This is a genomic window from Streptomyces sp. NPDC002835 (assembly GCF_053591995.1).
On the sequence record NZ_JBSFUW010000007.1, the window covers coordinates 140,629 to 153,988 of the forward strand.

Consider the following 13,360-nt stretch of genomic DNA (forward strand, 5'->3'; position numbering starts at 1 on the left):
CCGAGGTGTCGTACGCATGGGTTCTCGTCGAGCCGCCCGCCCCACCGCCCGTTCCCATGCCCGCCCCAAGGGCGGAGTGCGGGCCCGGAGCGCCGTGCTGGCTCTCGGCGTGCTCACCGTCACCGCCGGAGCCGGGGTGACGCTGGCCACCGGCGGCTGGGACGACACGTCGGGCCGGGTGGAGACCAACGCCGCCGCGGGCGCCGCCGAGCCTTCCGACGAGGGCGCCGCGACCGCAGGTGCGTCGCCGCTCACCACCCCCACGCCCACCCCGAGCACGAGCGCGTCGCCGAGCACGCGTGTCACCGCCTCCGCGAAGCCCAGGGCCAAGCCGAAGCCGAAGCCGAGCCCCACGGCCACGCCCAGCACCAAGGCCCGGACGACGACGACCGCGCCGAGCGGCGGTGACAGTACGGGCGGCTCCGGATCGGGGTCGGGCTCCGGCGGGTCCGGTACCTCAGGCGGGTCGGGGGGCTCTGGCGGCTCCGACGCCGACGGCCCCGAGGCCCAGGTCCTCACGCTGGTCAACCGGGAGCGGGCCTCGGCGGGCTGCTCGCCGGTCACCTCCAACGCCGAGCTGACCCGGGCCGCCGACGACTACAGCGACGTCATGGCCCGCAGCGGCGTGATGTCCCACACCGGACCAGACGGCTCCACGATGACCACCCGGGTCGAGGCCGCCGGTTACGAGTGGTCCACGCTGGGCGAGAACATAGCCCGGGGGCAGGCCGACGCAGCGTCCGTCATGGAGTCCTGGATGAACAGCCCGGGGCATCGCGCGAACATACTCAACTGCTCGTTCAAGGAGCTCGGCGTCGGAGTCCACTTCGGGGACGGCGGCCCGTGGTGGACCCAGAACTTCGGCGCCGGCCGATAAGCCCGCCGCGCCCCGAACCAGATCGAAGTAGATCGAACCGGATCGAACCGGACCGGCCCGACCCTCGGGCCCGCCGGTCACGGCGGCCGTACGGGCCGGGCACGGCGCCGTCAGGCGGCGGGCATCAGCACCCGGGCGGCCCCCTCCTCCTGGTTGTGCCGGTCGGCCCAGGTGACCAGGGCCGTGCTGCACGCGTGGTCCAGGTGCTTGAGGCCACGCAGGTCGAGCTCGACGTGCCGGTCCTTCGGCAGCTTCTCCAGGGAGTCGAGAATCCGGGGCAGCCGGAGGAAGGTCGCGTTCCCGGAGAGCACCACGGTGACGGGCCCCTCCCGGTCCGGGCCCTCGTCCACGTCCACCTGGACGTGCGACGTCTCCCACGCCGTCTTGGCGACGGCGAGCAGCAGCCCGGCCAGCACCCCCTCGAACATGCTGGTCGCGATGATGGCGACCGCGGTCGTCACCAGGATCACGGCCTCCCCGCGGTGCTCGCGCCACAGCGGCCCGAGCTCCTTCAGCGGGATGAGCTTCCAGCCGGAGAAGACCAGGATGCCCGCGAGCGAGGCGACCGGGATCAGCCCGAGCGCGGCCGGCGCCAGCGCCGCGAAGACCAGCAGCCACACGCCGTGCAGGACGCGGGACGCCTTGGTCCGGGCGCCGGCCTGGACGTTGGCCGCGCTGCGCACGATGACCGCGGTCATCGGCAGCGCGCCGAGCGCCCCGCACAGGGTGTTGCCCGCGCCCTGCGCCATCAGCTCCTTGTCGTAGTCGGTGCCGGGTCCGCTGTGCAGCCGGTCGACGGCGGCCGCGCTGAACAGACTCTCCGCCGACGCGATCAGCGTCACGGCGACCACCGTGCCGATCGCCCCGACCAGGCCGACGTCGACGATCGCGCCCAGGTCGTCGGTGGACGGCGGCCGGATCACACCGAGCAGCCCCTGTACGTCGACCCGCTCCACCGGCAGCCGTAACAGCGCCACGGCGGACGTGGTGAGCACGACGGCCGCCAGCGGCGCCGGCACCACCCGGATCGTCGGCGGCAGGTGCTTCCACAGGGCCATCAGCGCGACGGTCGCCGCACCGAGCGCGAACGCGGTCAGCGCCGCGGGCGAGGCGGCCGTGTCGGCGGCCAGGCCGGGCAGACCCGCCAGGTTGGCCGGACCGGAGCCGGGCGCCTTCGCGTCGGCCAGGGCGTAGAGCTGGCCGGCGATGAGTACGAGACCGATGCCCGCGAGCATCCCCTCCACCACGGCGACGGAGATGGCGCGGAACCAGCGGCCCAGCCGCAGCGCGCCCATGAGCAGTTGGAGCAGCCCCGCCGCGAGGACGAAGACGCCCAGGGCGCCGAGGCCGAACTCCGTGACGGCCTCCAGCACGAGGACGGTCAGCCCCGCCGCCGGCCCGCTGACCTGGAGGCTGCTGCCGGGCAGCAGTCCGGTGACGAGCCCGCCGACGATGCCGGTGACCAGGCCGAGTTCGGCCGGGACGCCGGAGGCGACGGCCACGCCCACGCACAGCGGCAGGGCGACCAGGAAGACGACGACGGACGCGGTGAGGTCGGATCTCAGCGTCGCGGCCGAGGCGCGCTCGGCGCGCTGCGGCTCTGCTCGCCGGTGGCGTCCGCGGTTCCCGCGTTCGCGGGTGCCGGTGGTACTCACAGCGGAAGGAACGTGCCGTCGTAGGGGCGGTGGACGAGCACGGAGCCGGTGTCGATCTCGTAGAACCAGCCGTGCAGACTCAGCCGGCCTTCGTCGGTCCGCCGGGCGACGCAGGGGTAGTCGCGCAACCGCCGCAGCTGGCGCACCACATGGTGCTGGACGGCCTCGGTGACGGCGGGGCCGGTGGAGTCGACGAACAGGGGTGGGGGCGAGGCGCTCGCCAGCCAGCCGCGGACGGCCGGCACGGCGGACAGGTCCTCGCGCCGCACCATCGCGCCGACGGCCCCGCAGTGGGAATGGCCGCAGACGACGATGTCGGTGACGCCGAGGACCTCGACGGCGTACTCGACGGTGGCCGCCTCGCCGGAGTGCCGGCCGGGGGCGTGTTCGGGGATGATGCCGCCCGCCGTGCGGAGCTCGAAGAGCTCTCCGGGTCGGGCGTCCGTGATGAGTGAGGGGATCACCCGCGAGTCGGAGCAGGTGATGAACAGGGCCTGCGGGGACTGGCCTTCGGCGAGGCGGCCGAACTCGTCGGCGCGGGCCGCGGCGCGGTGCCGGAAGGCGCGGGCGTTGTTGGTGAGCATGTGCATGGGGGTTCCTCCAGCGCGCCCGGGGCGCGCGGTGGGGGGTCGTCATGTCGGAGCCGCGGAGTGCGGTGGGGGGTGCGGAATGTCGACGGATCACTCGGAGGCGGAGCATGCCGCGGGAGCAGCGACCGTGGTTGGGGCCGGTGCTTCGAGGAGACGTGTGCGCGGGAGAGGCGGCGGTGCCGCCGTCGCCCCCGGTGGGTGTGCGGGGGCGAGCGCCTGTTGGTGCGGCGCGGCACGGCGGCCGGGGCCGGGGGTCGGTTCGGGCCGGGCCGGGGTCACGCGCCCGGCGGTCAGCCGGGCCGCTTTCACGCCGGGTCGGGATTCACGCTGTGCGGGCGGTCTACGGGGTGGGCCGCCGGTGCGCCGCCGTCGGGGTGCGCCCGCACGGGGTCCGGCGGGCGCGGCAAGGGTCCGGGAATGGGTCCGGGAAGGAAGCCGGGAACGGGTCCGGGAAACGGGCCGGGAAAGGGGTCTGCCTCTCCTCGGGGCCGTTCAGCGGGGCTGGGGTGCGGCGTTCAGGGTCTGAGCGCTCTGACGCCCGGGTTCGCTGTGGCGGCCGTATCGGCTCTCGCGCATCGACGCGTCACGTACCCCTCCCCCCGCTTTCCGGCACAGCCGTCCGGAACGGCTTTCGGGCAACACAGAACTGGTCCAACTGGTCAGTAACTCCAGCCTCTTGGGCCACTCTGACATCACGAGGGCTCAAAAGTCTGTGATTCGTTAGACATTCGTGAGTGTCACGCCTCTTGACATCGGGCACCGCCGAAGGATACCGGCGGTCACCGCAGGTCACGGGCGTCGGTGCCGAGGAAGGTCATTTTCGGCGGGCGTCGGTCACACCAGCCCGAACGACACCCGCACCCGCGCTCCACCCATCGGCGAGCGGCCGATCTCCAGCTCTCCGTCGGCGGCCCGCGCCGCCCGCGCCACGATGTCCAGACCGAGGCCCGTGCCACCCGCGCCGCCCACGCTGACGCCTCGGGTGAGCGCCGCCTCGGGGTCGGCGACGCCGGGACCGGCGTCGTCCACGGTCAGCAGCACATGCCGGTCGCGGCGTTCCACCCGTACGGCGAAGGCGGTGCCCTGCGGGGTGTGGCGGAAGACGTTGCCGATCAGGGCGTCCACCACCGCGGCCAGGTCGTCCTCGGGGAATCGCACGGGGGTGCGGCGCGGGGTGAAGGAGCGCTCGCAGATACGGTCCTGCTGCGCGGCGAGCACCGACCAGAAGTCCAGCCGCATCGCGACGACCTCCGCCACCTCGCAGGGCCGCCCCGGCGGCCGGCCCGCGGCGGGGCCCGCCGCGAGCGGGGTGCGGGCCGCGGTGATGATGGAGTCGAGTTCGGCCTCCAGCTGCGACACGGCCCGGGTGATCCGGCGGGCGCCCGGCGTCGGGCCCATGAGGTCGGCCTCGAGGTAGAGCGCGGTCAGCGGGGTGCGCAGCCGGTGCGAGAGGTCGGCGACCATCTCCCGTTCGATGGCGAGCAGTTCCACGACCCGGTCGGCCATGGTGTTGAACGCGGCGCCGGCGTCCTGGAGTTCGGGCGGCCCGTCCGGCTCCACCCGTACGTCGAGGTCGCCCGACCCGAGCGCCAGCGAGGCGCGCTTCAGGCCCTGGGAGGAGCGCACCACCCGGGCGCCCAGCCGGTCGGCGACGAGCACGGAACCGCCCACCAGCCCGACGGCCAGCAGCGACATCACGCCCCAGGACGCCCACACACCGCGGGTCAGGTCCGCGGCGGGCACGTACGCCTCGACGACCGCGACCCGGTCCTCCGGCAGTACGACGGGCTGGAGGTAGATCCATCCCTCCGCCGTGTCCATGACGAGCGTCTCCCGCTTCCGTACCGCGCGGTCGAGCGCCGACCTGGGGGCGTGCGGGGTGCCGACGAAACCGCCGTCGGGGAGGCGTACGGCCAGCTGGTCGCCGGAGTCGAGCTCGGCGACCGCCTGGTGGACGTCGGCCCGCCGCGTGGTGAGGGCGAGGACCGGGGACAGGGCGGCGGCCCGCTGCTCGGCGGCGGTGGTGACCCGGTCGCGCGCCTGTTCGCGGACCAGCAGGGCGAGCGGGATGAGGAAGGACAGCGCGATCATCGACGTCACGGCCAGCGCGATCCCGGCGAGTGCGCGTCTCATGAGGGCGAAGTGACCAGTTTTATCCCGATACCGCGCACAGTGTGCAGATAGCGGGGATCCGATGCCTTTTCGCCGAGCTTCCTGCGCAGGGCGGAGAGATGGACGTCCACGGTCTGGTCCTCCAGATAGGGCTGCTGCCACACCTCCGCGAGGATGCGCTTGCGGGACATGACCTGGTCGGCGTGGGCCGCGAGGTAGGCGAGCAGGTCGAATTCGCGCCGTGTCAGCGCGAGCTCGCGTCCGGCGAGGTGCGCAGTGCGGGCCGTCGGATCGATCCTGAGCTCGCCGACCTGCACGACGGACCGCCGGTCCCCGCTGTCCAGGGCGTCGGACGGCCCGGAGCGGCGCAGCACGGCGGCGAGCCGGGCCGCGAGCTGGCCGCCGGAGAACGGCTTGACCATGTAGTCGTCGGCGCCGGCGTTGAGCAGCCTGATGATCTCCGTGTCGTCGTCCCGCGCGGTGGCGACGAGGACCGGGACCCGTGAGATACCTCGCATCATCCGCAGCACGTCGAGCCCGTCGATGTCGGGCAGCCCGAGGTCGAGCACCACGATGTCGGGCGGGCTCTGGGTGACTTCGCGCAGCGCCTCGAAGCCCTGGTGGGCGGTCTTCACCGCGTACCCGTGTCCGGTGAGGACCTCGATGAGCGCGGCCCGGATCACAGGGTCGTCCTCGACGACAAGTACGGAGGCCATGAGCAGGCACGTTAGCCGGTCCGTCAGTATGGTGTCGTGTCCCGCCTTCCGCGCTATCTGCTCATCTGGCTGTCGTGCACCGCGGCCAGCGTCACGGCCGTGATGATCACGGTCCATTTCGTGGTGGGTTCGACCAGGCCGACGGCGCCGGTCGCGCAGTCGGCACTGGAGGACTTCATGGCCTCCGCGCAGTCGTCCTCCCCCGCCGCCGCACCCTCGCCCTCCCCCAGCCCCCGGCCCACCCCGAGCGTGCGCACACCGTCGCCGACCCCGTCGAGAACGGCCGAGAAGCCGCGCACCGCGACGCCGACACCGGCGGCCCGTACGACCCCGCCGCCCCCGAAGGAGACGCCCGCCCAGCCGTCCGCCGACGGGCGCGGCTGCGAGGAGGGCGGCTCCGGCGTGCACACCATCTCCTCGCAGGGCGGCAAGGCGACCGTGCGCTACGGCAGCGGCGGGGTGTGCCTCATCTCCGCGGTCCCCAGCCAGGGCTTCACCGTCAGCACCTCCCAGACCTCGCCCGAAACCCTGACGGCCACCTTCTCGGCCGCCCGCCACCGCTCGGAGATCACGGCGACGACCGAGCCCTCGGACCGGGCGAGCGTCCGCGAGACGTCGTTCTAGCCCCCGGCCAGCAGGGCCGGCAGGTCGCGCATGTCGTCGAAGACGACGGTGCCCCGGCCCGCCAGGCGTGCGGCCGGCGTCAGGCCGCCGCTGTAGCCGAAGGCCCGCATACCGGCGGCCTGCGCGGCCCGGATCCCGTACGCGCTGTCCTCGACCACCGCGCACCGCGCGGGGTCGGCGCCCATCGCACGGGCGGCGTGCAGGAAGAGATCCGGGGCGGGCTTGCCCCTGGCCACGTCCGCGGCGCTGAAGATCCGGTCCTCGAAGTGGTCACTCAGCGCCGTGATCCGCAGACTCCGGCGGATGCCGTCGTGGTCCCCGTTGGACGCGACGCACACGGGTGCGGTGAGGCCCGCGAGGGCGTCGGTGACACCGTCGACGGCCGTCAGCCGGCCGGCGAAGGCGTCGTCGTAGAGATGCTCGTACTTCCGCTGCCAGCCCTGCTCCAGCCGCCGCCCGAGGCGCTCCTCCACCACGGCCGTGTAGACCTCGGCGGAGGAACCCACGAACAGGTCGACGATCTCGGCCTCGGTGAACGAGAGCCCGAGGTCCGCCATGATCAGCGCGTCCACTTCGACGCATATCCGCTCGCTGTCGACGAGCACGCCGTCGCAGTCGAAGATCACAAGGTCAAGGTCCAGGGCGTCACCGGTCATGGCGGGCAGCCTAGGCCCGCTCCGGGGCGGGCCCGGGCGGGGGTCAGACGATACGGGCGGCCGTGCCCGTGACCCGTACGCGCCGGTCGTCCTCGCGGAGTTCCACCGTCAGCACGCCCGGGCGGCCCATGTCCGCGCCCTGGTGGAGGGTGAGCACCGCCGTCGCGGGGACCAGGCCGATCTCGCGGGCGTAGGCGCCGAACGCGCCCGCCGCCGCTCCCGTGGCCGGGTCCTCGACCACACCGCCGACGGGGAACGGGTCGCGTACGTGGAAGACGCTCTCCGACTCCCGCCACACCAACTGCACCGTGGTCAGGTCCAGCCGCCGCATCAGCGCTTCGAGGCGGTCGAAGTCGTACGCCAGGTCCGCGAGCCGTGCGCGGGTCGCGGCGCCGAGCACCAGGTGCCGTGCGCCGGCGAAGGCGATACGGGGCGGCAGCGCCGGGTCCAGATCGGCGGCCGGCCAGTCGAGCGCGGCCAGCGCCTCGGTGAGGTCCGCGTCCGCGACGGGCTCGCTGTACGGCTCGACCGTGGTCAGCGTCGCCCGCAGCTCCCCGTCCTGCTCCGTCACGGTCACCGGCACCGTCCCGGCGCGCGTCGCGAAGACGAGGTCGCCGGTCCCGATGCGCTCGCCGAGGGCGACGGCGGTGGCGACGGTGGCGTGCCCGCAGAACGGCACCTCCGCCCTGGGGCTGAAGTACCGGATGGTGAACGCCCTCCCGGCCTCGCCCCCGAGCCCGGCGGGCGGTGCGGTCAGGAACGCGGTCTCGCTGTATCCGAGGTCCGCGGCGATGGCGAGCATCCGGGCGTCGTCGAGCCCCTCGGCGTCGAGGACGACACCGGCGGGGTTGCCGCCGTCCGGGTCCCGGGAGAAGGCGGTGAGGCGCAGCACTTCGGTCGTGGTCGTCATGATCGCCGGAACGACGGGCCGGGACGCTTTGTTCCCACTCCCCCATGCCGTGCGGGGCGGCTATCTCGATGGCGTAGCGGGACGGTGCGCTGACATGATCACCGCCGGAGTGCGCCCTGCGGGGCGGCGAACGTACGGGGATGGGGAGCAGCGACCGTGGATGTCTTCCGGACGAAGGACGGCCCGGTGCGTGGCCGCCCGGCGGCAGACGGTGACGTGGTGGCGGTGCTCGGAGTGCCGTACGCCGCGCCGCCGTTCGGGGCCGCGCGGTTCCGCGAGCCGCTGCCGGCCGAGCCCCGGCGGGAGGTACGGCAGTGCACCCGCTTCGGGCCCGTCGCGCCGCAGTCGGCGGAGCTGCCGGGGGCACCCGCGTGGTCCCCGGGCGACGAGGACGTGCTGACGCTCAACGTCTGGGCCCTGGCGGACGCGTCCGGGCTGCCCGTGCTGGTCTGGCTCCACGGCGGCGCGTACACCTTCGGTTCCTCGGCGCAGCCCGACTTCGACGGCGCCGTCCTGGCCCGTGACGGCCGCGTGGTCGTGGTGACGGTCAACTACCGGCTCGGGTTCGAGGGGTTCGGCCATGTTCCGTCGGCGCCGGCCAACCGCGGACTGCTCGACCAGGTCGCGGCGCTGCGCTGGGTGCGCGACAACATCGGGGCGTTCGGGGGCGACCCCGGGAGCGTCACGGTGGCCGGGCAGTCCGCGGGGGCGACGTCCGTCGCGTGCCTGATGGTGATGGACCGGGCGAAGGGCCTGTTCCGCCGCGTGATCGCGCACAGCGCGGTGGGCCCGTGCTTCTCGGCCGCGCTCGCCCGGGACATCACGGCGCGGGTCGCCGCGGCGGCGGGCGTGTCCGCGACGGCCGCCGCGCTGGCCGCGGCGTCGCCCGAGGCGCTGGTCGCCGCCTCCGACGAGGTCGTGGACGCCTTCCGCCGCGACCCGGAGTCCGGGTATCTGCACTACGACCCGGTGATCTACGGGCCGGTCGTCGACGGCGACGTCCTGCCCGGGGAACCACTGGCCGCGGTGGCGGCGGGCGCCGCGGCGGACGTGGACCTGCTGGTGTGCCACACCACGCAGGAGTTCTGGCTGATGGACGCCGTCGGCAGCAGCGCCGAGATCACCACGCCGGCCGCGCTCGAGCGGTTCGCCGCCGACTTCGGGCTGCCCGAGGGCCTGCTCGCCGGCTACCGCGAACTCATGCCGGACGCTCCCGTCTCCGACATCCACCTCGCGGTCTTCGGCGACCTGCAGTTCGCCGAGTACAGCAGCCGGCTCGCCGAGGCGCAGGCCCGGGCGGGCGGACTCGCGTACCTGTCCCGCTTCGACCGGCGGCGCACCGGGCCCGGCGGCGAGGTGCGGGCCTGGCACTGCGCCGATGTGCCCTTCGCGTTCGGCAACCACACCCTGCCCGCCGTCGAGTTCCTCATCGGCGGCCCGCCCTCCCCCGCCGACCACCAACTGGCCCGGAGTATGGTCGCGGCGTGGGCCGCCTTCGCGGCGACGGGCGCCCCGGGCTGGCAGCCCCTGGCCAGGACCGGCACCGGCCGGGTCCACGTCTGGGCCCCGGCCGACACCGGGCAGCGACCGCCGCTGCCGGACACCCGGGCGCTGTGGCGGGACATGGACTACCGGCCGCTGGGCCTCTGACCGGGGGCGGCGCAGGCTCGTGCGGGGGCCCGACGAGCAGTCAGTTCGTTGCTGACGGTGCCGGGCCACCGCGGCGGCCCGGCACCCGCCCTCAGACCGCCGGCATGATCTGCTCGCTGATCAGGCGCAGTTGCTCGTTCACGTCCGCCACCCCGTCCAGCTCCCTGCCGGTGAACGTCCGCACCATGTCCCGGTCCGTGACGGCACAGATCACATGGTTCACACCACTGGGCGCGATCTGGGTACGGATCCTTTCCGCGCACTCGGCCGGAGTCCCCGCGATCGACAGCCGCTCGGCGACCTCCGGCGAGGTCAGCTCGATGCCCCCGCGGGACCGGCACGCGAACCGGGCTTGGGACACCCGGTTCGCCTTGTCTGTGTGCCCGCACTCGGCGCAGGTACGGGAGGTGTACGCCGGGTCGACATACACCACCGGCACCCCGGCCTTGCGGGCCTTGTACGCGATGAAGCTCCCCAGCTGGGCGAAGGCCCCTGATGGCCGCTCTGCTGGAACGCGACCACCACCTGACCCGGGCCGGGCAGGCGATCCTGGCCGACAAGGGCTTCGCCGACCGGGAGTTCGAAGCCTTCGTCACCGACCGGCTCGGCGCTCACCTGGTGCGGCCGGACCGCGAGGACGAACCGGCTCCGCTTCGGCAAGATCGCTCGTGTCCGCCAGTGGATCGAGGCCGTCATCGACACCCTCAAGGGCCAGCTCAGCCTGGAACAGCACGGCGGCAGAACCCCGGCCGGAGTCTTCGCCCGCACCGCCCAACGCCTGCTCGCCCCGGCCACCGCGATCTGGCACAACTGGCACACCGGAGCAACGGTCAAACGCTCGCTGATCGCGTACGACCACTGAAGACATCGGACTCATTCATCTAGTCGCCCGTCGTGCCGTCGAGCATCTCGCGCAGGATGTCCAGGTGGCCGTTGTGGCGGGCTGTCTCCTCGGTGAGGTGGAGGATGATCCAGCGCAGATCGACGTGAAGGCCGTCGCGGACGGCTCGCTGGGCCTGCTTGTCCAGGCTGTTCCCGGCTACCAGTTCGCGGTAGCGGGCGCTCTGTTCGGCGTACTCGTCGAGCAACTGCGTGAGCGGGAAGTCGACGGCGATACGCATCTCGCGATCGGGGTCCTCCTCGGTCCAGGGGCCACTGTCCTCCTCGCCGAGGAAGACCACTTGGAACCAGTAGTACTCGACCCAGCGCAGGTGGTTGATCAACCCGCTCATGGTCATCAGCGGCGAGCCCGGCAGAAGCGCCTTGCGGGCGTTCTCCTCGGAGACGCCGTCGCACTTGGCGCGGGCGGTGTCGCGTGCGTAGTCGAGAAACGTGGTGAGCTGGGTGCGCTCGTCCCACGCGGGGGGCGTGTCGTCGATTCTGTTCATCGCGCGCAGCGTCTCCGATCACCACCCCGATGTCGAGGCATTTATCGAGCGGCCCCGTCCCCGGGTCCGCCGGGCACGCCCTGACCGGCGGCGCCCTTCACCCCGCGAGCGCGGCGACTTCCCGCATGGCCTCCAGGATCTCCCCGCGTGAGGCCGGCCGGGACGCGAGGCCGCGGGGGCTGGGATGCCAGGTCGGCAGGGTGCGGACCGCCGGCCCGTAACGGGCGGCGTAGGCGTCCCAGCCCGCCTGGGCGCTCCGGCCCATCGGAACGACGACTTCCAGCTCGGGCAGCATCGAGACCACCTCATGGAGAAACGGCGCGGCCCGCTGTATCTCCGTACGCCCCGCCGCGGCGATCCGATCAGCGGTGCCCAGGTACCACGGCACGATGTTCCAGTACACGGAGTGCCGATACGGCAGCCCGGCCTCGTTGCGCAGGGTCCAACAGTTGTTCGCCGTCGGGTCGTTGTTGTCGATGGAGATGATGCCGCTCCCGGTGCGCCTCAGCCCCGCTTCGCCGCCCACGGCCATCCGGCCGGGCGCCTCCAGCAGGAACAGGCTCCGCGCCTCGGTGCCGCCGGAGGCGGGATCGAACCACGGCACGGACTCCGCACGGCCCAGGCGCTCGCGCAGACCGGCGACCCAGTCGTTGAGCGGCCGCACCGCCGGGGCCGTACGCACGGCGCCGATCCGGTGCGCGAGGAACGCGGGGTCGCGCAGCGCACGGGGTGCTGTGGTGGGCGGGAATCCGTTGTGTGACATGAGGCGGAGTATGCCGGTCTCACGGGCAACGGCAGGCGGCCTGCGCTGTATTCGGCCCGCCTCTCAGGCGCGTCGGACGACACGGGCCGCACCGGGGTGCCAGGGATCGATACCCTCATGGACGCCTTCTCCACAGGCGACTGACCATCTCAAGTCCGACGGCCGGGCGGCCGGCCCCGGGTACGGGCCCGGCCCGCGGCGATTCCGGGGAGTTGACGCACTTGCGCATCGGCGTATACGTCGCGCATCCGCGACACGGCAGTTTCAACCACGCGCTCTACGACACCGTCGTCGACGAACTGCGGCAGCACGGCTGCGAGGTGCTCGCGCACGATCTGTGTGCCGAGGGCTTCCCGCCCGGGCTGACCGCCGGTGAGACGGAGACGGTCCAGGCGGCGGCGGAGGCCGTCGATCCCCAAGTGGCCCTCCACCGCGCCGAGGTGACGACGCTCGACGCCCTCGTCTTCGTCCATCCCAACTGGTGGGGCATGCCGCCGGCCGTCCTCGCCGGGTGGCTGCAGCGGGTGTTCGTGCCCGGTGTGGCGTACAAGCTCGGCACCGCGGACGGTGAGCCCGTCGGGCTGCTCCGGGCCGGGCGGGCGCTCGTGCTGAACACCTCGGACACGCCTGCCGAACGTGAGCGCGGCGAGTTCGGCGACCCGCTGCAGCGCGTCTGGGCGGCGTGCGTACTGCCGTACGTCGGGGTCGCGGACGTCCGCCGGGTCGTGTTCCGCACGGTCGGCGACTCTACGGACGGGCAGCGCGCCGACTGGCTCCGCGAGGCCCGCGAGCAGGCCGCGGCCCTGCTGGACGGCTGACCGGGCCGACCCGGACCGTTGGCCGTGGCCTACGATCGGCTGCCATGGCCACAGTGATCGTGACCGTCGCGCTGGCGTTCGCCGGCTATCTGGCGACCTATCTCAACGGACTGCGGCTGGCGCAACGGCAGGCACGGCTGGCGCGGGTCAACCTCCAACTGAGCGAGTTCTACGGGCCGTTGTTCGCCCTGATGGAAGCCAACAGCCGGGTCTACGACACCTTCGCCGCCACGTACGCACGCCCGGACGGCCGTGATCCGTTCCATCACGACACGCCGCCCACCGACGAGGAGCTGGCCCGGTGGCGGACCTGGGCCACGACGGTGTTCATCCCCAACATCCGGGCGATGCGGGACGTGGTGGTCACCAAGGCCGACCTGCTCATCGAGGAGGAAATGCCGCCGGTCCTCCTCGAACTGTGCGCCCATGTCTCCGGTTACGAGATAACGGCGGCCCGCTGGGCGGAGGGCGACCACGGGGAGCACCTGTCGGTGATCCGCTTTCCCGGCCGGGAGCTGCGGGAGTACACCCGGGACCGCTTCACCCGGCTGAAGAGCGAGCAGGCCAGGCTTCTCGGCCGCCGCAGCCGCCGACGCTGAAC

General features: G+C 73.1%; 14 protein-coding genes and 2 pseudogenes. 6 read left to right on the forward strand and 10 right to left on the reverse strand.

Annotated elements, in window-relative coordinates; genetic code table 11:
* Positions 1-16 precede the first annotated feature (16 nt).
* Positions 17-877, forward strand: a complete 861-nt coding sequence (locus ACWD01_RS10245; protein WP_451160074.1) for a CAP domain-containing protein — start codon at positions 17-19, stop codon at positions 875-877.
* A gap of 110 nt (positions 878-987) precedes the next feature.
* On the opposite strand, the gene ACWD01_RS10250 is transcribed toward ACWD01_RS10245, so the two are convergent.
* The 5 genes from ACWD01_RS10250 to ACWD01_RS10270 form a co-directional block, all read right to left on the reverse strand.
* Entirely contained in the window at positions 988-2,532 is a 1,545-nt protein-coding gene (locus ACWD01_RS10250) for a SulP family inorganic anion transporter (protein WP_451160076.1), read from the reverse strand.
* On the reverse strand, positions 2,529-3,122 hold the full coding sequence (locus ACWD01_RS10255) for a carbonic anhydrase (protein WP_451160078.1): 594 nt from the start codon (positions 3,120-3,122) through the stop codon (positions 2,529-2,531). The genes ACWD01_RS10250 and ACWD01_RS10255 overlap by 4 nt, the downstream gene beginning before the upstream one ends.
* Before the next feature lie 834 nt (positions 3,123-3,956).
* Complete coding sequence (locus ACWD01_RS10260; protein WP_451160080.1) at positions 3,957-5,255, reverse strand: ATP-binding protein; 1,299 nt, start codon at positions 5,253-5,255, stop codon at positions 3,957-3,959.
* Entirely contained in the window at positions 5,252-5,950 is a 699-nt protein-coding gene (locus ACWD01_RS10265; protein WP_451160082.1) for a response regulator transcription factor, read from the reverse strand. The genes ACWD01_RS10260 and ACWD01_RS10265 overlap by 4 nt, the downstream gene beginning before the upstream one ends.
* A gap of 53 nt (positions 5,951-6,003) precedes the next feature.
* The gene (locus tag ACWD01_RS10270; RefSeq protein WP_356897557.1) at positions 6,004-6,363 is read right to left on the reverse strand and encodes a hypothetical protein; all 360 of its coding nucleotides are present in this window, start codon (positions 6,361-6,363) and stop codon (positions 6,004-6,006) included.
* Between ACWD01_RS10270 and ACWD01_RS10275 the strand changes: the two genes are divergently transcribed.
* Entirely contained in the window at positions 6,353-6,574 is a 222-nt protein-coding gene (locus ACWD01_RS10275) for a hypothetical protein (protein ID WP_451160084.1), read from the forward strand. The genes ACWD01_RS10270 and ACWD01_RS10275 overlap by 11 nt on opposite strands.
* Here ACWD01_RS10275 and ACWD01_RS10280 read toward each other — a convergent pair.
* Positions 6,571-7,230 (reverse strand): HAD family hydrolase, encoded by a 660-nt coding sequence (locus ACWD01_RS10280; RefSeq protein ID WP_451160086.1) that lies wholly within the window; start codon positions 7,228-7,230, stop codon positions 6,571-6,573. The genes ACWD01_RS10275 and ACWD01_RS10280 overlap by 4 nt on opposite strands.
* 43 nt (positions 7,231-7,273) lie before the next feature.
* Positions 7,274-8,140, reverse strand: coding sequence for a PhzF family phenazine biosynthesis protein (locus ACWD01_RS10285; protein WP_451160088.1), 867 nt, complete (start codon positions 8,138-8,140; stop codon positions 7,274-7,276).
* A 156-nt stretch (positions 8,141-8,296) separates the two neighbouring features.
* Here ACWD01_RS10285 and ACWD01_RS10290 point away from each other — a divergent pair, with 156 nt between their 5' ends.
* Positions 8,297-9,790, forward strand: a complete 1,494-nt coding sequence (locus ACWD01_RS10290) for a carboxylesterase/lipase family protein (RefSeq protein ID WP_451160090.1) — start codon at positions 8,297-8,299, stop codon at positions 9,788-9,790.
* A 91-nt stretch (positions 9,791-9,881) separates the two neighbouring features.
* Here ACWD01_RS10290 and ACWD01_RS10295 read toward each other — a convergent pair.
* Positions 9,882-10,280: pseudogene (locus ACWD01_RS10295) on the reverse strand (zinc ribbon domain-containing protein); the annotation flags it as partial.
* A 14-nt stretch (positions 10,281-10,294) separates the two neighbouring features.
* Between ACWD01_RS10295 and ACWD01_RS10300 the strand changes: the two are divergent.
* Positions 10,295-10,652: pseudogene (locus ACWD01_RS10300) on the forward strand (IS982 family transposase); the annotation flags it as partial.
* A 19-nt stretch (positions 10,653-10,671) separates the two neighbouring features.
* Here ACWD01_RS10300 and ACWD01_RS10305 read toward each other — a convergent pair.
* Together ACWD01_RS10305 and ACWD01_RS10310 are read right to left on the reverse strand one after the other, a co-directional pair.
* Positions 10,672-11,178 (reverse strand): DinB family protein, encoded by a 507-nt coding sequence (locus ACWD01_RS10305; protein ID WP_451160092.1) that lies wholly within the window; start codon positions 11,176-11,178, stop codon positions 10,672-10,674.
* Between the two features lie 97 nt (positions 11,179-11,275).
* Positions 11,276-11,941 carry a uracil-DNA glycosylase gene (locus tag ACWD01_RS10310; protein WP_451160094.1) on the reverse strand — a complete coding sequence of 222 codons (666 nt, stop codon included), beginning with the start codon at positions 11,939-11,941 and terminating at the stop codon, positions 11,276-11,278.
* 221 nt (positions 11,942-12,162) lie between these two features.
* Between ACWD01_RS10310 and ACWD01_RS10315 the strand changes: the two genes are divergently transcribed.
* Both ACWD01_RS10315 and ACWD01_RS10320 read left to right on the forward strand, forming a co-directional pair.
* Positions 12,163-12,759, forward strand: a complete 597-nt coding sequence (locus ACWD01_RS10315) for an NAD(P)H-dependent oxidoreductase (protein ID WP_451160096.1) — start codon at positions 12,163-12,165, stop codon at positions 12,757-12,759.
* 44 nt (positions 12,760-12,803) lie between these two features.
* Positions 12,804-13,358 carry a hypothetical protein gene (locus ACWD01_RS10320; protein WP_451160098.1) on the forward strand — a complete coding sequence of 185 codons (555 nt, stop codon included), beginning with the start codon at positions 12,804-12,806 and terminating at the stop codon, positions 13,356-13,358.
* Positions 13,359-13,360 lie beyond the last annotated feature (2 nt).